The following is a 25291-nucleotide window of genomic DNA, read 5'->3' as shown; positions in this document are numbered from 1 at the left end:
TAATGATACTTCTTTAATTAAAATTGAATAATTTCTAATAGCGGAATATTACCAAAATGATGTTTATCAGCAAATTCAGAAAGAGAAATTAAAGTAGCAATTGCTACTGTTTGTGCATTACTTTGCTTTATTAAATTAAGACAAGCATTAATCGTACCAGAAGTGGCAATTAAATCATCAATAACTATCACTGTATCTTTTTTGGAAAGTACATTTTGTTGTATTTCTAATGTTGTAGCACCATACTCTAAATCATAACTTACGTTATAAGTTTTACCTGGTAATTTTCCTTTTTTACGTGCTAAAATCAACTTAATTCCTAATTTATATGCTATAGCAGCACCAAAAACAAAACCTCTTGCTTCGGGAACTAAAATTGCTGTTGCTTTATATTTTTTGATAAAATCAGCAAAAATATTAATAACACTTTGAAATGCTTCTGGATTATTTAATATTGGATTAATATCCTTAAATTGAATACCCTTGATTGGAAAGTCAGGAATATTAATAATAATTTTTTTTAATGATTCTTTTGTCATGGCAACCACCTATTCATTAATACCTTTAATAACATACTCATCTGCTCCAATAAAATGAGTTTTAATTTTATTAATACGTTTTTTATGTCTAATAACTCTTCATTTTTCAAAATAAACTCATATAAAAGGAGCAATAAAATAAGATGATATTAAACTTACTATACAACCTATTAATAATGATAAACTAACTATCCAAAAACTTGGAATAATAAACATAACAATTACTGATGTTATTAACATTGCACCATTAATAACTAATGTTCTTGGTAAAGCTTTTGATATGCTTTTATTTGAAATTTCAATTATTTCTTCGGTAGTAATATCTTGCTTTTGATTATTTTTCATTTCACGAATATTATCAAAAATTGCCATAATACTAATTATTGTTAAAATCATTACTCCTAATAAGATACCGACAATTGAAGTTGAAATTGTAATCTGACAAATACTAATTATAGCAAGTGTCATTAATAAGCTAAAAATAATTGCTAAAATTAAAGGAATAACATATGTTAATTGAAATCTAATAATAATATAAATTAAAATAATAATAAAAGATAAAGCAATTGAAATAATCATATTAATTAATAAATCTAAGCCTGACTTGGCAATAACAGAATCAATTTCACCTCATTGTAAAGTAGAATCTTGTTTTCAATTCTTAGTAATATCACTTAAAAAATTATTAAAACTTTGCTGCATATTTTGAGAATTCATCGTTGTTCCAATGATAATCTTAAATTGATATCGACTACCACCTTGACCACCAACAATTAAAGCAAAATTAATATCTTTAAAATACTTACTAAATTGGTTGCTATTTTCAATTTCATTATTAAGAACATCTTTTGCTGCTTGTGCTGTTTTAACAATCTTATAATCAGCATCACTTGGATCTCCACTAACAATCCCCATTCCAATAAAATCAGTTCGTTGATCAAAACCAGAACCAAAATTTGAACCAATAGCACCATAAACAATACCTGAAGCAAGAATAATAACAGTAGCAGCTGCCATTATTCATTTTGTTAACTTATGAAAATTATTTCATTTTACTTTTTTAGTTATTTTGTTTTTTTTATCATTACTAATATTTTTGTCAGTGATACTACTAATTATCTTTTGTGATGATTGATCATTTGTTTGCTTAGATGAATTAGAAGCATTAATATTTAAAACTGTAGCTTTTTTTCTACTAATATTAGTACCTAAAAGTTGCGGCTTATTCTCTAATCAATTATTGCGCAATACTGTTGCTAATATTAATCTTAATAAAATAATTCCAAAAATAATTACACCAAAAGTAGCAATTGAAGTCATAATAATAAAACCTTTAATAGTACGCGTTCCAAATCAAAAAATAGTTAAATTAACAATTAAAATAATAGCGCTGCAATCTAAAGAAGAAGATAGCGTATTTTTATTTGCTGATTTAAAAGCACTAACTAAAGTTTTAGCCTGTATGTGTTCGCTTTTAAAACGTTCTAATAAGTTAATAATTGTATCTAATAATAGCGCAAAACCAATAATTAATGCAATTACACTTTCAGGAGCAATGATACCATTAATAAAAACAAAACTAATAATAGTAAATATTAAAAATAATGATATTATTGCTAATATAATAATTCCTAAGATCCGATAATAAAAGAGAACAATAGCAGCAAGGACAATTGTCACTAATACAATAACAATAATAACAACTTTTAAAGATCTAGCAGCTAGTGTTGGACTAACGTTAGCATAAGATAACACAGTAAAATTATTTTTTGATAATCCCGATGTTAAAATACTTTTCATTTGTTCAACTGTTTCAAGATTAAAAGTATCTGAATTAATTGCAATAGTATTACCAGTTACCTTGACTTCACCAACTCAATATGGAATATAACGATAATCAATAATATCCTCATGTAAAATATCCGAAACATATGGTAAACGTAGTAAATCTTTGATATATGGTAATCATGCATTCATTGGTGATCCAACAATAGTTGTTGTAGTAGGATCAAAACGATTAGTAGGATCATACGTATTTTTTTCATCACTAGTATCAACAGAAAGACTATGAGCTGCATTTAAATTATCAGAATAAATTCAATTAATACCAAATTGACCATTTTGATTAGGATTTAATAATCGTTCTAAAGTAGCATCTCGCGCTTTAGCTCTAGCTAAAATATCACTACCACTAGGTCCAAGACCTGGCGTATTATTATCTAATAATGAAGTTAATGATGTTTTAATCTTACCAGCAGTATCATTTTTAAGATTATCAATAATTAAAGCAAGTGAGCGAATACCATCCATGCTACTGCGAATATAATCTAATAATTGACCAATATCAGAATAAATATAAAATGTATTATCTTTAGCAGCAGTAAGAGCTTTTAAAACTGATTCATCTTTCACATCAAAAACAAGTTCCGGGCGATGAGTAAGGGTATTATTAATAGCCTTAATGTTAGAAAAAACAGCACTAGTTAATAATCTTTTTTCCCTTTTTGTTCAAGTTGTTGCTTTATCATCTTTTTTTTCTGTTGCTAATAAGTCATTACCATCTTTATCAACAATATAAGCATAACCACGTCGTGATACACTATGAACAAAAGTAGACATATCAACTCCTGCATCTTTACTTAACGCTAAATTATACTTATTATGATTACCACTAGTAACACTTTCGATATCAACATTACTAGTACCTAATGGATCAACTCTATTTTTTAGTAAATTAATAACATCTTTTTCCTTAGCATTACCATCATATTGAACTTGGGTTTGATAGCCACCAGCAAATTCAATACTTAATTTACCATTATCTTCAACATATTTAACACCAAATATTACTGAAATTATTATTGTAGAAACAATAATTATTAAACTAAAAATTCTTAAAAAAAATCCAAAATTTTTATTTTTTCTTGCTCTAACAGAAGTGTTCATATTTCTTCACTCCTAAATTAATTTGTTTGTATAAACTTGTTTATATATTATTTAAGCACTATATAAGAATACCAATATTCGTTATAAATAACAATTGTTTTACAGGAATATCAAAAATAATTATTTTCTGAATAAAATTATATTATTATTAATATCCTCTTTACCAATAATTATTATGTTACGACCTTTAGCTATTTTACTAATTAATCCACAATGCGTTGTTTTATCAATGTCAGGAGCACCAATTAGTAAAATGTGACTTAAAGCAATATTTTGTTACCTTTAATTAAAATTAAAATTCGTTTAATAATATTATCTTGACCAATAAAGTTTTTAAAATTACTAATAACCATATTTTATTTCCTTAATGGCGCAGGCAATAATTTCTTCAATTTCTAAGTTTCAATTAACATTTTTTAGTAAAAAATCATTAATTACTGCTCGATTAAATCCTAATTTTAATAATGTGTTAAACACTAAATCTGATTTAGTGTTATCATTACTTACTAGATTATTTATTACTTTAATTTCACTACTAAAATAATTAATAATATTAGTAGCCATTTTTTGGGTTATACCTTTACATTCTTGTAATACTTTATGGTTTTGTTCACTGATAGCTAATTTAATACTAGCAAGTGAGAAATGATTTAATAATTTTAAAGCAGATTTTGGTCCAACATTACTAACATTAAGTAAATGAATAAAAAAGGTTTTTATTGGTTTTGATACAAATCCAAAAAATTGATTATAAGTTGGTTTTTGATGAACATAAATATAAATTTTAATTTTAATATTTAAAGGCAATGTTCCTAAATTAACACCTTCAATAATATATCCTCGATCATTGCATTCAAAAAGAATTTTATTTTCATAAAATTCTTTAATAACACCTAAAAAATATTCATCCATAACTTAATCCTCCTTTGCTATCCCAACTATTAATTAGTCAAAAAGAAAAAGAAACCTTTTTTATTTTTTAAAATTATGTTCTAATGAAAGCACATCATCATCATTTTCAATTGTTTCTAATAATGTATCAATTAATTTAATTTGTTGTTGATCACTAATAGTAATTAATTGATGAGGAATATTAATAATGTCATTAGTAATAAAATCTTTAATATTATTTTTTGCTAATAAATTAGTTACCACAGTTAATTGTTTCGGATTAACTTCAATATAAATAACATCTTCATGTTTTTCAATATTAAAGATCTCAAAATCAATAATTAATTCTAATATTTCTTCAACTGATAATAAAGTTGAAAATTCAATTATTCCTACTGTTTGAAATAAATATTGAACAGAATTAGTAGTTACTAAATGACCACCCAATTTATTAAAATAACTTCGAATATTACTTGCAGTTCGCTTTTTATTATCAGTTAAACAATGAATAATTATTGCCACATTACTTGGTCCATAACCTTCATAAACTATTGCTTCATAGTTAGTTGTTTCATTTTTATTGCTAGCTTTATTAATAGCACGCGGTTAATATTATCTTTCGGCATATTAATACGTCGTGCTTTTACTAACATTAATTTTAATCGTGGATTACTTTCAACATTAGCACCTCCTAATTTAACAGCAACATAAATTTCTCTTGATAATTTTTGAAAAATTTTACCACGTTTGTTATCTTGAGCATCTTTACGATGTTTAATATTTGCATATTGTGAATGTCCCGCCATATTTTCATTCCTTTATTTTCTCCTTATTCATTTTGGAGCTTGTGGTATAAGTATTCTTTTATGTTCACTATTTTTATGCATCGATTCAATCTTATTAATTACTGATGTTGGAATTATTGATTTATTTCCTAGCAAATATTGATCTAATTGTTGATATTTAAATTGGATTTCCATTTCATCAGTTTGTCCATCTCATAAACTAGCAGTAGGTTTTCTAATAATAATTTCTTCATTAACTTTTAGTAACTTTGCTGCAGCAAAAACATCTTCTTTTAACAAATGAATAATTGGTAATAAATCAACACCACCATCACCATATTTTGTAAAATAACCAATATGTCATTCATCACTATTATCTGTTCCAACAACTAAATAATTATAATTTTGGGCATATGCATAAAGAGTATTCATTCTTAATCTAGCTTTTAAATTTCCTAAAATTAACTTTGATTTTTCTTTATTAATATCATTTCCTAATATTTTTTTAAAATTTAAAAAAATATCGTTTAAATTAACTGTTTTAGCTTTCAATTGATGACTATTAACTAAATTATTAGCATATTCTAAATCAATACTAGGTGAAAAACAAGGCATCATTAATGCTAAGTGATTATTAGGAAAAGCTTTTTTAATTAATAAGGCAACTACTGCTGAATCAACACCACCACTTAATCCAACAATTAAGCCTTTGGCATTTGCTTTTTTTACTTCATTTTGTAAAAAATTAATAATTTCAACTAAATATTGTTCTAAATTCATGACTACTCACTTTCTTTTATTTCTTCTGACATTTCAAAAATATTATTATAATGTCCAGCAATTTTATTATGGGTTTTATCTAAATTTTCAATTACTTTATTAGTTGTATCAAACCCTGTCTTAACCTTTTCTCATCTTTCAACTCAGCGTTCAAAATCATCTTTGAATAAACGTAATTTCTTTGCCATTTTTTCTAAATTTTTATTAAAATCAATGTCTTTACGATTTTTATCAACAGTAAATAAAACAGCCGATAAAGTGGTAGGCGAAGTCATTCAAACGCGCTTTTTAAAAGCATATTCAACAATATCATCACCAAATTGTGCATAAATAAAAGCAAATATTTCTTCAGAAGGAATAAACATTACTGCACTAGAAATCTTATTTTTAATATTAATATATTTAGCAACCTCATCAATGCGTTTACGAATATCATTACGAAAATCTTTTAAATAATTTTCTTTAACTTTGCTATCTTCACTTACTAAATACTTTTGATAGTTATCAAGTGAAAACTTTGAATCAATAGCAATACCTTCTTTTTCAGCATCTGTTTTAACATACGCATCAATAATTTTACCATCAATTGTTTTATATTGACGTTCTCATAATTTTTGATTTGAACCTAACATATTAGTTAAGATTTTTTCTAAAACAAATTCACCAGCACTACCACGTTTTTTAGTATTGATAAAAACTTCTTGTAAACTTTGCACATTATCATTAATTTTGCCCAAAACTGTTGATGATTGTTGTAACTTTGCTAAATCTTTAATAACTTCACTAACTTGCGTTCTAATAACATCGGCAGTTCTTTTATTATCAATATCTGTTACTACTAAAGATTTTTGAAAATTTTCAATATTAGTCATTAAATGAGCTAATTTTACAGTTTTATCACGATCAGAGCCATTTCAATCAGTTTTAAATTCATTTAACTGTTTTTCTAAATTTTCTACTTGTATTTTTAAAATTTCTTTTGATTGAAAAACTTCATCTTGCAAAGATTGAACTTCAATTGGATTATTAGTAACTTGCTGATTTTTTTTAATTTGCATATAAATTAATAAACCACCAATACTACTAATCACTAAAATAACTATTAATAAACTAATTACTATCATTTCCATTACTTTTTACCTTTACCTTTATTTTTTATTCTTCTTCTCAAATCATATCATAATCAAAAATCTTAATATGATCACCTTTTTTTATCCCTTGTTTTCTTAATTGATCATAAACGCCTAAATCTTGCAATTTAATTTTAAATAATAAAATATTATGATAATTATTTAAAGGATTTTTTTGATATATAACTTCAATAGTTTTACCAGTAACAGTTCATTGAATATTGGTAATTTTAGTAATAATAATTTGTAGAATTTCTTCCTTTTTAAGATATTCATAAACAATATGTTGTTCATTTTCATCATCATTAACTCGCTGTAATTGTTCTTTTTTAATAGCATTAGCAATTTCTTTAATTAATACTTGCAAATTTAAACGTTTTTTGGCAGAAATTGCAATTATTGGCAATTTAATCTGTGCTGTTATTTTTTTTAAATTTGCTGCAGCATCTGGCAAATCAATTTTATTAGCAACAATTAAATGTGGTTTTTTTGCTAAATCTTTATTATAGTTTTCTAATTCATTCATAATTAATTGATAATTTAAAAAATGATCTTGAGTCTTATCACTAATATCTATCATATGTATTAAAACTCGACAACGTTCAATATGACGTAAAAATTGCAAACCTAATCCTTTACCCAAACTAGCTCCTGCAATTAACCCTGGTAAATCAGCCATTACAAAATTATGATTTTTATCAACTCTAACAACTCCTAAATGTGGATTAAGAGTCGTAAAGGGATAATCAGCAACTGTTGGTGTTGAAGCAGAAATAGCTCCTAACAATGTTGATTTACCAGCATTAGGTAAACCAACTAATCCCGCATTAGCTAATAATTTTAATTCACAAATTATTTCAAAATGTTGTCCTGGCATTCCCTTTTCACATATTTTAGGTACGCGATTTGTTGCTGAGGCAAAACGAGCATTTCCCCGTCCACCAATGCCCCCAGCAGCAATAATTATTGCTTGTTTATCTTTAACAATATCGCCAAGAATGTTTTGTGTTTTATTATCTCTAATAATAGTTCCTAATGGCACTCTGACATAAGTATTAACTCCTTTACGGCCGTGCATATTTTTAGTACCACCATTTTTACCATTTTCCGCTATTATTTCCTTACTTTTACGTAAATCTAATAATGTATTGATACCTGAATCACCAATAAAAATAATATTACCACCTCTACCACCATCACCTCCAGATGGCCCACCTTTTGCTGCATAAAGCTCACGACGAAAAGCAACAACTCCATCACCACCTTTACCAGCAGTAATTTTTAATTTTGTTATATCTATAAAACGCATTTGCGACTCCTTTTTAAAGTTAATAAGTCTTATTATATATTGTTAAACTTTTTGTGTAAAATATTATTTCATTTTTATCTACTTTAATAGACAGAAGATATTAACTTGCAAAAATAAATATTAATTGTCTTGCTAATATAATGATGGAAAGGCAACAGTTTTTCAGACTATTTTTTAAATTTAAATTCAGCAAAAACTGCTTTATGGAAAAAATTATTGTATATTAACTTTTTGAGATTATAAACTTTAAGTGAAATTTATTTAACATAACTTTTAATTATTTTAACTTACTAAAAAGTTTAATAGAAAAAATATTTTTGATAAATATCACTATTGAAAAATAATTATTTAAATTAACTAAAAAAAATAGTTCACCAAAAAGACAAAATAAAAGAACAGAAAAAAGAAAATTGAGTTAAATAATCATGACTACTGATAATAAATGTCAAGAAAAAAATGAAAAAGTAACTAAAAAACAAGAAAAAAACAATGCGTGATTTAGAAAAACAAAAAACAATATTACTTAAATAATATGTTTGCTAATGAAAAAAATCAAAATTTAGAAAACTCTATTCCAAGTAATAATACTAGTAATGAAAATGATAAAAAAAGATGCGAATGAAGTTATAAAAGCAGTAAAGAAAATAGCACAAGAACATAAAGAAAAAATAAAAGAATTAGAAAAACAATTAACAGAATATTAATAATAATTATAATAAAAATTAAGAAAATTTAACATATTAGAACAAAATTAGAAACAAAATTAAAAGAATTGGATATTAAAAGTAAATTTTTGCAATATTTATTTAACTAACTTTAATTTACAAAATTACTAGTTTAGACAAATTTTCTTTCAAATTTATTATAAAATAATTTAAAAACAGTAAGAAGATTGGCGAAAAATTTTTAGAAAAAACTCGCAAAGTGTTTTTATGTAATCTTAATTTTTTAAATATTTTTACTAATAATATCAACTATTTGTTTAGCTACTTCCACTTTTGAACCAACTAAATGATAACTATTATCTTTAAAATAAAAAGTAATTTCTGTTTCATCCCTAGTCATAACATTAATATTATTAATACAAAAACCATCACAATTTTTACTTTTCAGCTTTTCAATGCCAAATTTTTTATCATCATTATCTTGAGCAGCAAAACCAATTAAAATCTGTTGTTTTTTCTCTTTACCTAAGTATGCCAATACATCAATATTAGTAATTAATGATAAAGATAAACTTTCATTTTCAACTTTAACTATTTTTTTAGGAATATATTCATCTATTTGATAATCATTTAAAGCAGCAGTACATAATACGATATCAGCATCATTAAAATTTTCGTTCATGGCTAATAACATCTTTTGATTAGTATTAGCTTTAATAATAGTTAAATTATTTTGTGACTTAAATTCAAAATCACAATCACCGACAACTAATGTTACTTTAGCATTAGTTTTAAGAAAAGCATTTACTAATGCTTGCCCCATTTTTCCTGAAGAATTACTAGTAATATAACGAATTGGATCAATATAAGTTCTAGTACGACCAGCATCATTAAAATTTTCGTTCATGGCTAATAACATCTTTTGATTAGTATTAGCTTTAATAATAGTTAAATTATTTTGTGACTTAAATTCAAAATCACAATCACCGACAACTAATGTTACTTTAGCATTAGTTTTAAGAAAAGCATTTACTAATGCTTGCCCCATTTTTCCTGAAGAATTACTAGTAATATAACGAATTGGATCAATATAAGTTCTAGTACGACCAGCATTAATTAAAATTTTTTTGTTAGATAAATCAATATTTTTCTTAAAAAAATCTTTAATTATTGCTAATGCGGTGTCTGGACTTTTAACTCGACCATCACCAATCATTTTACAAGCTAAAATTCCCGAGTCTGGAGCAATGATAGTAACATTTTCAAGATTAGATAATTCTACTAAATTTTTTTGAAAACTTTGATTATGATACATATTATGATTCATTGCTGGAAATAATATCTTTTCTGAATTAGAAACTAAAAATACTGATAATGCTAAACTATCAGCGATTGCTAAATTTGCCTTACTAATAAAACTCATAGTTGCTGGATAAACAACAATTAAATTTGTTTTAAGTGCTAAATCAGTATGAACAATTAAGTCTTCTTTACTATAGAATTCTTGTTCAAACATCTTAGAATAGTAAAAAAATTTTTTATTTTCTAAAAAATAGCGAGCACTATTGGTACAAATAACATCAACTTCAAATTCTTTTCTTAATTGTGTTAATAACATTAATGCTTTATTTGCAGCAATGCTACCAGTAATCATTAAAGTAATATGTTTCATTATTTTCTCCTAATATCTTTGATTAAACATAAATAAATAAACCTATTTTCAAAGCGTTATAGCATTGAAAATAGGTTTTTAACAATTAAAATTAATACTTATTTTTTATCAAGTATAACTGAAACACGTGTTTTATTTTTCTTGAAAATAGTATACTTAACAATTCCTGATTTTAAAGCAAACAAAGTATCATCGCCACCACGTCCTACATTTTCTCCAGGGTGAATTTTAGTCCCACGTTGGCGATAAATGATTGTTCCTTCTTTTAAACTTTGACCATCAGCAATCTTGGCCCCTAAGCGTTTAGAATGTGAATCACGACCATTACGTGTTGAGCCCACTCCCTTTTTTGAAGCAAATAATTGTAAATCTAATTTATAATACATACTTACACCTCCTTTATGTTAATGTATTTTGGATATTGTTTCTTAATAGTTTTTAATTGTCAAAGCATTGTTTTTAAAATAATTTGACTATTATTAGTAATATTAATAACTTTTAATTTAACTAACCCAGTAGTACTATTAATTACTTGAATTTGATTAGTTTCAAGTTCATGCAAGGCATTTAGTGCCCCAATAACAATGGCTGAAATTCCTGCACAAACAATATCATTTCCAATTTCTGAAAAATTAGCATGACCAATAATTGTAACTTCTTTAATAGCAGTATTTTGGTAATTATAAGTAACTTTAACCATAATTTAGTTATTACCTTAAATTATTTTTTGTTATTTTTTTCATCATTTTCTTTAATAACTTTAACAGTCATATTTTTATGATCAAAAATAGTCTTGACATTATTTTCGCTAACAACCGTTTTCGAATTATCTGAGTCTGTAGTATTCTCGGTAACATTTGATTTAGATTTAACAGTTTTTGCTTTTGTCTCTGCTTTTTTTGTTTTATTGACTACTGATTTTACTTTATTAATAACAGGAGTTACTACTTCAGCAGTTACTTCTTTTTTTAATTCATCTTTAAACTCTGCTTTTGGTTGTTTAGTTTTATCAACAAGACTTTTACCAGCAAGTAAAATATCAGTAATTAATATTTTTGTATATGGTTGACGGTGTCCATACATTGTTTTTGAATTTTTTTTAGGTTTATATTTAAATACTCTGATTTTTTTTGCTTTGTCTTGCTTAATAATTTCGCCATGAACTTCAGCACCTTTTAAAAAAGGTTTACCAAATTGTTGATCAATCATTAATATTTTATCAAAAATAACTTTATCTTTAGCTTTGCCAACAAGTTTTTCAACAAAAATCTCTTGACCATAGGAAACATTAATTTGTTTTCCTCCTGTTTGAATAACGACAAACATTTTTTCTTATACCTCCAGTTTAGACTCGCCTTATAGGTGGATAAATCACTTGTTAACCTAAAGTAGCGCGGTTGAAACTGCATAAACAGTCTTAAATATTATAAATTATTTTTTATTAAAAACAATACAAAATTAGTAATTAATAAAGTTTTTTACTTGATAATTATGATAAAATTTGTTTTATTTCATCAATTAAAATTAATCTAATATTACATTTTAGATAATTATAATTTTTTCATTAGTTAATGCCATTAAAATTATGATATGATATTGCTTAAACTTAAGGTAAGTTTTTTATTTGTTAAGAAGATAAAAGATATGTCATGCCTAACAATAAAAAATATTCCTAAACAAACATTAATAAGTTAATAATTTGTGTTACCCTAGGAGGTGCTTTTGGAACAATTGAAGATAGTTCATCAGGAGCTCTGCTCTCTGTTAAAGAACTAGTTATTGGAACAATTGCTGGTTGGTGCAATTGGTTATCAAGGTAAAAAACTTTAAAAAATAAAAAAATTGGTATATCAGCAGCTTCTGGTATTAGTAGTATGGCGCTAAATTTAGCATTTAATCCAAACCCAATAGCAATAACTACATTTAAAGTAGGTGGTAATGGCATTATTATTGGTAAAACTAGTAAATTTGTTACTGCTAAAGGTAGTAACTACATCGAAAAAACACCCCACAATATCAAGTATTAAAACATGACTATAATCTTAAAAAGAAAATAAAAATGTTTTAGATGCAACTACCTGAAATGGAAGAGGCAAAAAATAAGATAAATTAAATTTATCATTAATCTTATTTCCAAATTAATATTTTTGCTTATCTTATTACCTAACAACACTGATTATATTTTAATATATGATTTCTTTTGTTTTCTTCTTATCACCAATAATAAAATAATACTTGTTAAAAAAATACCAATTACAGCACCAACAATGGCAATAATAAAACGAATTAGAATTTGTTGTGGACTTAAAAAATATCCCGATAAATAAAAAGCAGATAAAACAAAGGCAAAAGGAATACTATATGTAAATTGATCCAACTGATGTCATTTTAATTTATATGTAAAAAAAGTTATAATAAAAGTCAGTACTATTAAACTTAAACTACAAAGTAACATTAATCAAAAATCTAATTTAAAAGTAAAAGTAAAATCAGTACTTGTTGTAAAAAAAAGAATAATTGTTGGAATTAATACTTGTAATATTAAATAACCAACACTTACTAAGAATTTAGTTCGTGGAAAAATATTCTCCCTTTCACTTTCAAATTTAATTTCTTGATTTTTATTTTTATTATCCATAACTATCCTTTAAGTAATTTATTTTTTTATAATCTTAACATGTTTTTACTAACAATTAAATCAAATTTTATATTTAGTAATGCATCCTCGACAACAAATCTTTAATAAAGACAATAATAAAAAATAATCAAAAAATATTAAAGAAAATTAATAGTTGGCATACAGTACAGTTAAATTTAATATATGACTTATCAATTGGAATTTTACAAATTAATTTTTATTTTATATAGTTTATATTAGTCTTTAACTCATTATTTATTGAAAAATAAAATAATTTTTATTTTTTAATTTTTATTTTTCTTGATATTGTTATCATAATTGGAACAGTAATAATAATTAATAAAATAGTACTGCCAATTATGATAATATTTCAATTATTAATTAAAGTAGTTACTGTTAATTTTACTTCTGGTAAAGCAAAAGGATTATCATTATTTTTAAGATGATATTGAAGACCATTACTTTTAATATTAGCATAGAAATGATTAATTAAATCATGTTCATAAAATAATAATCAGTAACGTAATTGACCAAAATCTAAACTATTAATTGGACAATTAATATTGGTTGTTTCTTGCAAATACTGATTAAAGTCAACGCCTAATTTACTATTAGCAAAACTAGTTAACCCAAAAAAATTGATGTTCAAAGGATTAATATGATAAATATTTAAATATTGAGCTGCACTATTGTCAATTTTATTATTTATTTTCCTTTGCAGTAAATAAACAGTATGGTCTTGAAATTGATATGGCGTTAATGGTTGCTCATTAATAACTTTTGGTAACTCAAGTGGTACAAGATTATCATCAACACGTTGGTATGTCCACTTATCTTTACTAATATTAGGAGTAATAACAGCTTCTGCTTTAATTTGGTTAAAAGCAGTAATTCGTAAATTATTATCATTAATAAAATATTGATGACTTAATGAAGATTTATCATTTTTTTCGGCTTGATTAGCAATTTTAATATTTGGAGTAGAACTATTAATAGTAGCAATTTCCTTTTTTAAAATAGTAGTGTTATCATTGCTATATCATTTAATATTATATGTGGTTGGTGTATTATTACTATAATCTTGATTTAAAATTGCATAATCAAAAGTTTTATCACTATTAGTTTTAACTAAATATTTGCTTTCATTTTTTTCCTGATTAACACTAATTGTTAATCCTGATTTGGCAAAAGGGGGGATGAACATAAAAAACAAACATTTCATTACTAAAACTATCTTTAGTATCATCAAAGTGACCAATTGGAAATGTCTTAGCACGAGTTATAAATTCAGCTTTTTGAAAACTAGTAGTTGGTTGCAAATTATAGGGTACTGTCATTAATGTATCAACATTACTTGCTTCATATCTTGTTGCAAAAAGTCCTTCGTCAATACTTTTTACAATTGAATGATGATATTGTAAAATTAAATTACTACTTTTTTCATTAAAAGTATGGCCATAAGCACTACCAGCAAGAAAACCAGCAGCATTTTTAAAATTACTTTTATTATCTTTAATAAATTTTGCTAACTGCTTATAGCCTTTATCATTAATAATATTTTCATTTTTATTTTCACTTTTGATTCAATCATTATTAATAATTTGATCATATCGTTCAAAATTTATATTTAATGGTACACTATTAGTATTAACAGTATCATATAAATAATGCGAATCATGATTTCACGATTTAATGCTATTAACTAAATTACGATTCGATGATTTAACTGTAATATGAAAACCGGCAACTGGACGATCATTAACTTCAAAATAATTATTATTAATAGTAATAGTAATAGTTACTAATGAAGTTGCAAATCAACTATTAGTACTAAGTAATAAAATTAACTTTTGTTTAATTTGTTTCATAATATTTCCTTTGCTTTATAGACAAAAATTACTAAATTACTATTTTTTATTTAAACTAGCAATCATGTAATTAGTATATCAATTTTTCTAAAATATGATATATATCATATCTATAATTTAAGTTCAAAAATAACAATAATTTCTATATATTTTAACACTGGCAATGACAAATATTATCTTATTTTAAATTAATTAAATATAAAATTAGCAGTTAATAATTGCAATTGCTAATTTTTTTTGTTACTATATGCAATGATTAGCAATTAATCAATTACAGTGCTAAATAAAGGAGGAACATTATGCAATTAAATGAAATCCCTAATTATAGTAATGATCCTAAAATTCTTGATAAATTTGCTCGTAATTTAATAATACAAGCTAAAACAGGAAAAATGGATCCCATTATTGGCCGTGATGAAGATATTCGTAAAGTAGAAGAAATCATCTCGCGAAAAACTAAAAATAACCCTGTCTTAATTGGTTTACCAGGTGTTGGTAAAACTGCGATTATCGAAGGTTTAGCGCAACGTATTGTTCGAGGTGATGTTCCTAGTAATTTAAAAGATAAAATTATTTATGAATTAGATATGGGAGCACTAATTGCCGGGACAAAATTCCAAGGCGAATTTGAAGAACGACTAAAAGCAATTATTAATCAAGTTAAAAATTCAGAAGGAAAAATTATTTTATTTATTGATGAATTACATTTAATTGTTGGAGCTGGTAGAACCCAAGGTGCAATGGATGCCTCAAACTTATTAAAACCAATGCTAGCTCGTGGTGAATTACACTGTATTGGCGCAACGACACTTGATGAATATCGTCAATACATTGAAAAAGATGCAGCCCTTGAACGAAGATTTCGTAGAATGACTATTAAAGAACCAACAATAGAAGATACAATTGCTATCTTACGAGGACTAAAAGAACGTTATGAAGCTTATCATGGTGTCAAAATTCATGATAGTGCGCTACGTGAAGCAGTTTATTTATCTAATAAGTATATTAATGATCGTTATTTACCTGATAAAGCAATTGATTTAATTGATGAAGCTTGTGCTAGTATTAAAACTGAAATTGCATCAGTACCTAGTGATCTTGATGATATCAGAAGAAAAGTTTTACAATTAAAAATTGAAAAAGCAGCATTAAGTAAAGAAAAAGATGAAAATTCACAAACACGACTAATTGAAGTCGATAAAGAATTAAAAAACAAAAAAAATATTTTACAACAATTAGAAGACAAATGAACTAAAGAAAAAGCGGCATTGGATCATATTACTAGTTTAAAAAATAAATTAGAAAATGCTAAATCAGAATTAGAATTGTATCAATTATCAGGTAATTTTACCAAAGCTGGTGAACTACAGTATAGTATTATTCCCAACTTGGAAAAAGAATTAAAAGATAATGAAAATATTAAAAAAGATAATCCATTATTACGCGAAGATGTTACTAGTGAAGATATTGCAAAAGTTGTTGCTAAATGAACTGGTATCCCTGTTACTCGTTTATTAGCAACAGAAAAAGAAAAATTACTACAATTACCATTAACATTAAATAATCGAATCAAAGGACAAAGTACTGCTTTACAACTAGTAACTGATGCCTTAATTAGAGCTCGTGCTGGTATTAAAGATCCCAATCGACCAATCGGTTCATTTATTTTCTTAGGCCCAACCGGGGTGGGAAAAACTGAAGTTGCTAGAACTTTAGCTGATATTTTATTTGATAGTGAAAAAAATATGGTTCGCATTGATATGTCAGAATTTATGGAAAAACATGCTGTTAGTAAATTACTTGGTTCACCTCCTGGTTATGTTGGTTATGAAAATGGTGGACAATTAACTGAAAAAGTAAGAAGAAACCCTTATAGCATTGTTCTTTTTGATGAAATTGAAAAAGCCCATCCTGAAGTACTAAATATTTTATTACAAGTTCTTGATGAAGGTAGAATCACTGATAGTCATGGTGTGTTAATTGATTTTAAAAATACAATTATTATCATGACCTCAAATCTTGGTTCGCAAGAACTATTAAGTGGCAAAGAAAATAGTAAAGAACAAGCACTAAATATCTTAAAAAAAGCATTTCGACCCGAATTCATTAATCGAATTGATGAAATTGTTATTTTTAATCCATTAAGTAAAAAAGTAATAACAGAGATTATTATTAAAGAATTAGACACTTTATTATTACGTTTAAAACAAGAAAAAAATTTACAATTATCTTATGAAGCAGAAGTAGTTACTAAAATTTTAAAAGATGCTTATGATGAAGAATATGGAGCACGACCAATTAAACGTTACATTCAACATTATATTGAAACTATTATTGCACAAGCTATTATCAAAGAAGAATTAATAGCAAATAAACGAATGATAATTACTATTGATAAAAATAATAAATTTATTCTTAGTAAAAAAATAAAATTCAATTAAGTATTGATATTATTAGACTCTTAGTTATAATTATATAAGTATTGGCATTCAAGGTTAAGGAATGCTAAAAGGTGGTGAAAAATGTTAATAAGTAAAAGACAATCACAGATTTTAAAAATTATTGTTGAAAAATATATTAAATCAGGATTACCAATTGGTAGCAAGACTATTTTAGAAAATGATAATAATATTAATCTTTCTAGTGCTACTATCCGTAATGAATGTGTGGAATTAGAAACATTGGGTTTACTAGAAAAAGCACATAGTTCTAGTGGGCGTATTCCTTCAACAAAAGGTTATCGCTACTATGTCGATAACTTAATGAATATGGGTGAACATCAAGAATTAGAAACTTTAAAAAAGAAAATTGCAGCAGTATTTAATAATCGTAACTTAGTAATTACTGAAGTATTAGAAAAAACTAGTAATATCTTAAGTGAAATGACTAACTTAATTAGTATTGTTACTGCTAGTAGTGCTCATGAAGATACCTTAAAAAAAATTGAATTAATACCAATTACTAATGATAATGCCTTAACAATTTGTATTACTAGTAATGGGCAAGTCCAAAACAAAATGTTTAATATTCGAGAAACCTCATTAACTGATCTAACAATTGCCATTGATATTTTTAACACCAGATTAATTGGTACTAAGATCAGCGAAATTAGTGAAAAAGTAAATTTATTAAAACCAATTCTTGAGCAACAAGTTCAAAAATCAGAATATATCATTCAAGGATTTATTAATACACTAATTAATTTCTCACGACCACTATCAACAACCCATGGTGTCCAATATATGTTAGAAAATCCTGAGTTTAATGATATTAATAAAGTTAAAACAATTATTAAATTTATTGAATCACAATCACCATGAATGTACTTTGATGAATTGAATAATAATCCTTTACAAATTAAAATTGGCGAAGAACTAGGCAACGAAAATAATGATATGGCAATGATTACTACTACTTTTAAAGTTCACGATGGTGAGCAAGGACAAATTGCCGTGGTTGGACCTAAACGTTTAGAATATGAAAAACTAGCTGAAATTTTAAACTGAATTAATCAAACCTTGATCAAAAACTTTAAATAGAAATGAGATGATAAAATGACAAAATCTAAAAAAGACAAAAAAGATAAATTATCAGCAGCAGAAAATAAAGATACAACAACTCCTGTTACTGAAACACCAGTAAGTGTTGAAGAAAAGAAAATGCCATCCAGTAAAGAAATTGAGTTAGAAACAAAAATTAAAGCATTACAGGCAGAAATTGATAAAATTAATTCACAACAAAAACAACTAATGTTAGCAACTAGATTAAATACTATTAAAGAACTAGAAATTCAAAATAAAGAGCATATTAAATATGCTAATCAAAAAATTATTAAAGATTTAGTTCATACTTTATTAAACTTCCAACGAGCATTAAACTTTAAAACTGATAATTCTGCTGTCGAAAATTTCCTAGTGGGATTTAAATTCATTTATGAAGAATTAATTAAAGCTCTTGGTAAAGAAGGGTTAAAAGAAATTAGTGCTAAAATTGGAGATGAATTTAATTCGCATCGCCATGAAGCAGTAGAAATCATTAATGATAATATCAATAATGATTATCAAAATGTAAAAAATAATACTATTGTTGAAGTCATAGCTAATGGTTATGAATTACACAATCGTGTTATTAGTACCATTAAAGTTAAAGTTTTCCAAACTAAAACTGAAAAAACTGAAACAAACAAAAATTAAGGAGTGAAATTATTATGGCTACAAATAAAACAACAAATAAAGAAATTATCTTAGGAATTGATCTAGGAACCACTAATTCATGTGTTGCAGTAATGGAAGGTGATAAACCAAAAGTTATTGAAAATGCCGAAGGTGGTCGCACTACACCATCAGTTGTTGCCTACAAAGATGGTCAAATTATGGTTGGTGAAGTTGCTAAACGACAAGCAATTACTGATCCAGATAACACTGTTAGTTCAATTAAAAGAATTATGGGAACTAAAAACACAGTTACCGCTGGTGGTAAAACACGTAAACCAGAAGAAGTTTCTGCAGAAATCTTACGTACGATTAAAACTTTTGCTGAAGCAAAATTAGGTAAAAAAATCTCAAAAGCAGTTATTACTGTTCCTGCTTACTTTAATAACGAACAACGTGAAGCTACTAAAAATGCTGGAATTATTGCTGGATTAAAAGTAGAAAGAATTATTAATGAACCAACTGCCGCTGCTATTGCTTATGGTTTAGATAAACAAGACAAAGATCACAAAATTTTAGTATTTGATTTAGGTGGTGGAACATTTGACGTTTCAGTATTAGAATTAGCTGGTGGTACATTTGAAGTATTAGCAACCAGTGGTGATAACAAACTTGGTGGTGATGATTTCGATGATCTAATTGTTAAATATTTAGTTACTGAATTTAAAAAAAGCAATGGTGTTGATTTATCAAAAGATAAAATGGCAATGCAACGATTAAAAGATGCTGCTGAAAAAGCAAAAAAAGACTTATCAGGAGTAGTGCAAGCAGATATTTCATTACCATTTATTTCAATGAATGCATCAGGACCATTACATTTAAATGAAAAATTAACACGTGCTAAATTTAATGAATTAACAAAATCACTAGTTGCAAGAACTATTGTTCCTGTTCGCGATGCTTTAAAAGAAGCCAAATTAAGTAAAAACGAAATTGATGAAGTTATTTTAGTTGGTGGTTCAACACGAATTCCAGCAGTGCAAGAAGTTATTAAAAACGAAATTGGTAAAGAACCACACCGTGGTGTTAATCCCGATGAAGTAGTAGCTTTAGGTGCTGCTATTCAAGGAGGAGTATTATCAGGTGATGTTACTGATGTCTTACTATTAGATGTAACTCCTTTATCATTAGGGATTGAAACTTTAGGAGGAGTAATGACACCACTAATTACTCGTAATACTACTGTTCCTACTAAAAAATCACAAGTATTCTCAACTGCCGAAGATAATCAACCTGCCGTTGATATTAGTGTCTTACAAGGAGAGCGTCCACTAGCTAAAGATAACCATTCATTAGGTCGTTTCCAATTAACTGGTATTGAACCAGCACCAAGAGGAGTTCCACAAATTGAAGTTACTTTCGATATCGATGTTAATGGTATTGTATCTGTTAGTGCAAAAGATTTAAAAACTAATAAAGAACAAAAGATTACTATTAGCAACAGTGGTAACTTAAGTAAAGAAGAAATTGAAAAAATGGTACAAGATGCTGAGAAAAATCGTGAAAACGATGAAAAGCATAAAGAAGAAATTGAATTATCTAATCAAGCACAAGCCTATATTTATGATATTGATAAAATGACTGCTGAAGCTGCTAAATCAACAAAAGAAGGCGAAGCAGAAAATCCACAAATCACTGAAATGAAAAAACTACGTGATGACCTACAAAAATCACTAGATGAAAAAAAATATGATGATTTAAAAGAAAAACTAGAACAATTAAAACAAGCATTTGCTGCTGCCCAACAATTTATGAATCAACAAAAGCAAGAAGCAAGTGATCACACTAACGATGATACTAAAAAAGATGATGTTATTGATGTTGATGCAACAACAAAATAAAATAACTAGAGGTGAACAAAATGGCAAGTAAAAAACGTGATTATTATGATATTTTAGGAGTTTCACGTAATGCTACTCCTGATGAAATTAAGAAAGCGTTTCGTGCGCTTGCAAAAAAATATCATCCTGATTCACCAACTGGTGGTAATGAAGCAAAGTTTAAAGAGATAAGTGAAGCATATCAAGTGCTATCTGATAGTAATGAACGAGCAAAATATGACCAATTTGGTCATGATATGCCAGGAACAACTGGTGGTTCTTCTGGATTTAGTGGCTTTGGTGACTTTACTTCAACATTCGGTGATTTATTTGGTGATTTATTTGGTAGCAATAATAGAAGACAACAACAACACTATAACGGCAAAACACCAGGTGATAATATCCTAACAAAAGTTGAAATTAGTTATCGTGATGTCTTCAATGGTAAAAAAATGACAATCAGTATTAATGTTGACGTTGCATGTAAGGAATGTAAAGAAACAGGAGCAAGAACTCCTAATGATATTAGCACTTGTGATAAATGTAAAGGTAAAGGTATTGTTGAATATGTTCAACAATCACCTTTAGGTATGTTTAAACATCAAAGCATTTGTAATCAATGCCAAGGACTTGGCAAAATTATTCGTCAAAAATGTTTAAAATGTAAAGGTCATCGTTATTATATTGAAAATCAAAAATTAGAATTTAATATTCCTCGTAGTATTTTTGATGGTCAACAAATTAGAATCAAGGGCAAAGGTAAAATTGGCCATAATGGTGGTAATCAAGGTGATTTATTCATTGCTATTAATATTAAACGACATCCATTCTTAGATCGTCAAGGTAGTGATATGTATATTAAATTACCAGTATCATATTTAGATATTATTTTAGGTAATATTATTATGATACCTACCTTTGAAGGAATACTTAAACATAAATTACCATTAGGATTACAATATGGTGATAAAATTACTTTAAAAAATCAAGGTTTCTATTATCCTGATAGTAATAAACGTGGTGATTTACATATTATTCTTGACGTCCAATTACCTAATAAAGTTACTAAAACAGAACAAGAAAAATTATGAAATATTAATAATGAAACTAAATTTGATCCAAACGAAGATTTTGTTAATAGTGCAATAAAAAGAATTTAAAAATAAGAACATATGTTCTTATTTTTTTATATGGTTGCTATTTTTTACTTTTTTAATTGGACCTTTTTTACCAATATAACACATCACACAACTAGTTTGCTTTAAATACTGCTGATAGGCTTCATTATGATGTAACTTCTGTCATTGTCTTACTTCTAATATTGGAATATCAGTAATATTAATCGTTATAATATTAAAAGATAAGGGACTTAATAATCATAATAAATGAAATAAATAATTTATATTATTACTAATATTTTTTAAAAATAAATCACAAAGAAATAATCCAACCATCATATATCAAAACCCAATTTCTGCTAAGTAATTAGGATGACGACAATCTTTTCATAAACCATAGTTAATAAAAAGTAAATCATGTTTTTTTCTTAAAGAAAATTTAAGCTTTTGTCAATCAGCAATTGTTTCAATAATTAAAAACAAAATAGCAAGGATAATAAAAATCAGTAAATAATTACTAAAAATATTATTAAAATAATTAACATCGATACTCAAGGCAAAAATTGTTGGAATAGCAATTATAAAAACTAAAATTCCTTGGTAAATTGAAAACATGCTAAATTTTCAAAAAGATTTAGCAATTTTATCAAAACGATAATCGGCTTTTTTATTAAAAAAACTTATTAATAAAAAGGTAGTTAACCTTAAGACTCAAATATTATAAATACTAAATAAAGCAATTTAGATCGGACTAAAATTTTGTTTTCAAATAATAATAGTAGTACTTAAACAAATAAAAGTTAAACAATAAATAATGTCAGTTAATATTGTAGTCTTAAAAATAAAAATAACAATAAAAAAAATAAAATTAATACTTACTGACATTAAAAATATTCAAAGTATAATATAAAAATCCATGTGATAATACCCCTAACATTATTTAAATATATGTTAATTATAACAACTAATGAAATAAGTTTGCTAACTTAGATTAGATTTCTTATAAAACTATGATTACTATCATAATTTACAAAAAGTTTATTATATATCGTTAACGTTTCTGTTATAAATAAAGTAATTAACAATAAATGAAATGAATAATTTCGAAAAAACAAAATTTAACTAAAAACAACTATTTATAAAATTTTTTAACTTGCTTTTAAATTAAAGAACCCAATAGGTTCTTTTTTTCAGTTGATAAAACTAGTCAAATCGCGAATAATTTATGTAAATACTTTTCAATATCACGATAAAAAATATTTAAAAATGCTAATTATAACAACTAATGAAATAAGTTTACTAACTTAGATTTATATGTTAATGTTTTGGTAAAAGATTTTTGAATTCTTTTAATTATTAACAATTATTAATTGCATTTAATTTTAAAAATACTAAAATGTAATCACTTCTTAAACTCAAGAAGCTATTGGAAAAATAAAGGAGATTTTTTATTATGAAATCATTACTAACAATACTAAGTGTTTTAACACTTACAACAATAACAGGAAATTTAAATAATACCTGACACACAACTTTACAAAAAAATAATATTAGTAGTAATTCTATTGCAGCTAAAACGCAACAAAATACTATTTATATTGATGAAAATGGCAAGCAGCAAACAACTAGTGAGCATGATTTATCAAAGATAAAAAGTAGTAAAATTATTCAAATTGGATTTTATAAAAATGAAAATAATGAAGTTCAAGCAGTCAGAATGCCAATAACAGTTAAAACAGTACCTGATCAATTACCACCAGCAATTACATCATTAAAAAATATGTTTACCGGTGCTATATTTTTCAATCAAGACCTTTCACAATGAGACACATCTAATATTAAAAATATGAGCTTTATGTTTAATGGTGCCACCTCATTTAATGGAAACATTACTAATTGAAATGTATCATATGTCACAAATATGTTCGTAATGTTTGCTTATGCAACATCTTTTAATCAAGATCTTTCACAATGAAATGTATCAAATGTAAAAAATTTTAGTCTTATGTTTTATTTTGCTAAAGCATTTAACCAAAATATTGCAATTTGAAATACAACTAATGCTACAAATATGAATTTCATGTTTTATTTTGCTAAAGCATTTAACCAAGATCTTTCACATTGAAATGTAAAAAAAGTAAAAGAATATGATAATTTTAGTACCAACTCAGGAATTGATAATCCCAATAAATTGCCAAAATTTAAAGCTAAGCTAAAATAAAAAATAGTTACCAATTATTTAATTACTATTATCAGATTGAATAATAATAATAATAAAAGTGTTAAAATAAAGATGGATAGAAAATATTTCCTCGTTTTGGATTAATATTATTCATTCATAAAAGTCTTAATAGTATTAATCTAAAATATCCTTTTAAATTATGAATTATATAAGGAAGGTGTTTAAAATGAAAAGTTTAATTACTACATTAAATGTTTTAACACTTGCCACCACTGTTGGAAATTTGGGTAGTAACTTACATACTCATTAAAAAACAGAAGCTATTAATACTATGCTAAAAGAAGACATCAAAAAAGTAAATAATATTAACTTATCTACTATATTTTCTGAAAATAATATTTCAAATTTACCAACACAAAAAAATGTAGCCACATATGCCGGTGGTGAAAACTATTATAACTATTATTTTGCTTATCACACTATCGGTTTAAATCATGATACATTACGCCTTGTTAATAATGCTATTAGCTCAGGAATTGGAGCAGTTGCTGCTATCCTAAGTCTTGCTCTTCCAGCATTGGCACCAATAGTTAGTGTTGTTGCGGCGCTATTAATTGCGCAATGAAATATCTGACAAGTTCCTGAATATGATAATGGAAATGGTGTCGTTATTGGAATGGCCGGTTTCACACCAACATGAATCGTTCGAATTTCACCACAATAAATAATAATTAATT

Annotated in this window: 24 protein-coding genes, 1 pseudogene and 1 other annotated feature; of the genes and pseudogenes, 7 read left to right on the top strand and 18 right to left on the bottom strand. The window is 25.9% G+C overall.

Features of this window, described 5'->3' with window-relative positions; genetic code table 4:
- Positions 1–17: 17 nt before the first annotated feature.
- From ACQH25_RS02100 to ACQH25_RS02025, 16 genes and pseudogenes are all read right to left on the bottom strand, one after another.
- Entirely contained in the window at positions 18–539 is a 522-nt protein-coding gene (locus tag ACQH25_RS02100; RefSeq protein ID WP_425381588.1) for an adenine phosphoribosyltransferase, read from the bottom strand.
- Positions 540–548: 9 nt separating this feature from the next.
- Entirely contained in the window at positions 549–3485 is a 2937-nt protein-coding gene (gene secDF, locus ACQH25_RS02095; protein ID WP_425381587.1) for a protein translocase subunit SecDF, read from the bottom strand.
- A 342-nt stretch (positions 3486–3827) separates the two neighbouring features.
- Entirely contained in the window at positions 3828–4397 is a 570-nt protein-coding gene (ruvA, locus tag ACQH25_RS02090; protein WP_425381586.1) for a Holliday junction branch migration protein RuvA, read from the bottom strand.
- Between the two features lie 60 nt (positions 4398–4457).
- Positions 4458–4898, bottom strand: a complete 441-nt coding sequence (locus tag ACQH25_RS02085) for a YebC/PmpR family DNA-binding transcriptional regulator (RefSeq protein ID WP_425381585.1) — start codon at positions 4896–4898, stop codon at positions 4458–4460.
- A gap of 26 nt (positions 4899–4924) precedes the next feature.
- Positions 4925–5182 (bottom strand): hypothetical protein, encoded by a 258-nt coding sequence (locus ACQH25_RS02080; protein ID WP_425381584.1) that lies wholly within the window; start codon positions 5180–5182, stop codon positions 4925–4927.
- A 12-nt stretch (positions 5183–5194) separates the two neighbouring features.
- Positions 5195–5941 carry an NAD(+) synthase gene (gene nadE / locus ACQH25_RS02075; protein ID WP_425381583.1) on the bottom strand — a complete coding sequence of 249 codons (747 nt, stop codon included), beginning with the start codon at positions 5939–5941 and terminating at the stop codon, positions 5195–5197.
- Between the two features lie 2 nt (positions 5942–5943).
- On the bottom strand, positions 5944–7071 hold the full coding sequence (locus ACQH25_RS02070) for a DNA recombination protein RmuC (RefSeq protein ID WP_425381582.1): 1128 nt from the start codon (positions 7069–7071) through the stop codon (positions 5944–5946).
- 25 nt (positions 7072–7096) lie between these two features.
- On the bottom strand, positions 7097–8380 hold the full coding sequence (gene obgE, locus ACQH25_RS02065; protein ID WP_425381581.1) for a GTPase ObgE: 1284 nt from the start codon (positions 8378–8380) through the stop codon (positions 7097–7099).
- Between the two features lie 948 nt (positions 8381–9328).
- Positions 9329–10717 carry a phosphopantothenoylcysteine decarboxylase gene (locus ACQH25_RS02060; protein WP_425381580.1) on the bottom strand — a complete coding sequence of 463 codons (1389 nt, stop codon included), beginning with the start codon at positions 10715–10717 and terminating at the stop codon, positions 9329–9331.
- A 98-nt stretch (positions 10718–10815) separates the two neighbouring features.
- Complete coding sequence (gene rpmA / locus ACQH25_RS02055) at positions 10816–11103, bottom strand: 50S ribosomal protein L27 (RefSeq protein WP_425381579.1); 288 nt, start codon at positions 11101–11103, stop codon at positions 10816–10818.
- A 2-nt stretch (positions 11104–11105) separates the two neighbouring features.
- Positions 11106–11417 (bottom strand): ribosomal-processing cysteine protease Prp, encoded by a 312-nt coding sequence (locus ACQH25_RS02050; RefSeq protein ID WP_425381578.1) that lies wholly within the window; start codon positions 11415–11417, stop codon positions 11106–11108.
- A gap of 335 nt (positions 11418–11752) precedes the next feature.
- Positions 11753–12043: pseudogene (rplU, locus tag ACQH25_RS02045) on the bottom strand (50S ribosomal protein L21); the annotation flags it as partial.
- Positions 12044–12054: 11 nt separating this feature from the next.
- Positions 12055–12126: a sequence feature (ribosomal protein L21 leader region), on the bottom strand.
- Positions 12127–12389: 263 nt separating this feature from the next.
- Positions 12390–12662: a hypothetical protein gene (locus ACQH25_RS02040; RefSeq protein WP_425381577.1), complete on the bottom strand. Its 273-nt coding sequence runs from the start codon at positions 12660–12662 to the stop codon at positions 12390–12392.
- A gap of 231 nt (positions 12663–12893) precedes the next feature.
- On the bottom strand, positions 12894–13355 hold the full coding sequence (locus ACQH25_RS02035) for a DxFTY motif-containing membrane protein (protein ID WP_425381576.1): 462 nt from the start codon (positions 13353–13355) through the stop codon (positions 12894–12896).
- Between the two features lie 277 nt (positions 13356–13632).
- Positions 13633–14559 (bottom strand): hypothetical protein, encoded by a 927-nt coding sequence (locus ACQH25_RS02030; protein WP_425381575.1) that lies wholly within the window; start codon positions 14557–14559, stop codon positions 13633–13635.
- Complete coding sequence (locus tag ACQH25_RS02025; protein WP_425381574.1) at positions 14519–15223, bottom strand: hypothetical protein; 705 nt, start codon at positions 15221–15223, stop codon at positions 14519–14521. Before ACQH25_RS02025 ends, ACQH25_RS02030 begins: the two co-directional genes overlap by 41 nt.
- A 299-nt stretch (positions 15224–15522) precedes the next feature.
- Here ACQH25_RS02025 and ACQH25_RS02020 point away from each other — a divergent pair, with 299 nt between their 5' ends.
- From ACQH25_RS02020 to dnaJ, 5 genes are all read left to right on the top strand, one after another.
- Positions 15523–17664: an ATP-dependent Clp protease ATP-binding subunit gene (locus ACQH25_RS02020; protein WP_425381573.1), complete on the top strand. Its 2142-nt coding sequence runs from the start codon at positions 15523–15525 to the stop codon at positions 17662–17664.
- Between the two features lie 81 nt (positions 17665–17745).
- On the top strand, positions 17746–18762 hold the full coding sequence (gene hrcA, locus ACQH25_RS02015) for a heat-inducible transcriptional repressor HrcA (RefSeq protein WP_425381572.1): 1017 nt from the start codon (positions 17746–17748) through the stop codon (positions 18760–18762).
- A gap of 15 nt (positions 18763–18777) precedes the next feature.
- Positions 18778–19416: a nucleotide exchange factor GrpE gene (locus ACQH25_RS02010; RefSeq protein WP_425381571.1), complete on the top strand. Its 639-nt coding sequence runs from the start codon at positions 18778–18780 to the stop codon at positions 19414–19416.
- 14 nt (positions 19417–19430) lie between these two features.
- The gene (gene dnaK, locus ACQH25_RS02005) at positions 19431–21275 is read left to right on the top strand and encodes a molecular chaperone DnaK (protein ID WP_425381570.1); all 1845 of its coding nucleotides are present in this window, start codon (positions 19431–19433) and stop codon (positions 21273–21275) included.
- A gap of 20 nt (positions 21276–21295) precedes the next feature.
- Positions 21296–22414, top strand: a complete 1119-nt coding sequence (dnaJ, locus tag ACQH25_RS02000; RefSeq protein ID WP_425381569.1) for a molecular chaperone DnaJ — start codon at positions 21296–21298, stop codon at positions 22412–22414.
- 18 nt (positions 22415–22432) lie between these two features.
- On the opposite strand, the gene ACQH25_RS01995 is transcribed toward dnaJ, so the two are convergent.
- Both ACQH25_RS01995 and ACQH25_RS01990 read right to left on the bottom strand, forming a co-directional pair.
- Positions 22433–23074, bottom strand: coding sequence for a DUF1295 domain-containing protein (locus ACQH25_RS01995; RefSeq protein WP_425381838.1), 642 nt, complete (start codon positions 23072–23074; stop codon positions 22433–22435).
- Between the two features lie 39 nt (positions 23075–23113).
- The gene (locus tag ACQH25_RS01990) at positions 23114–23290 is read right to left on the bottom strand and encodes a hypothetical protein (RefSeq protein ID WP_425381568.1); all 177 of its coding nucleotides are present in this window, start codon (positions 23288–23290) and stop codon (positions 23114–23116) included.
- Positions 23291–23825: 535 nt separating this feature from the next.
- Here ACQH25_RS01990 and ACQH25_RS01985 point away from each other — a divergent pair.
- Positions 23826–24593 (top strand): BspA family leucine-rich repeat surface protein, encoded by a 768-nt coding sequence (locus ACQH25_RS01985; protein WP_425381567.1) that lies wholly within the window; start codon positions 23826–23828, stop codon positions 24591–24593.
- Between the two features lie 292 nt (positions 24594–24885).
- On the top strand, positions 24886–25278 hold the full coding sequence (locus ACQH25_RS01980) for a hypothetical protein (protein WP_425381566.1): 393 nt from the start codon (positions 24886–24888) through the stop codon (positions 25276–25278).
- Positions 25279–25291 lie beyond the last annotated feature (13 nt).

It is taken from the genome of Spiroplasma endosymbiont of Polydrusus pterygomalis (assembly GCF_964030825.1).
Lineage (GTDB): Bacteria > Bacillota_I > Bacilli_A > Mycoplasmatales > VBWQ01 > Spiroplasma_E.
The sequence above is the reverse complement of the archived record's forward strand: the minus strand, read 5'-3'. Positions and strand labels throughout refer to the sequence as shown.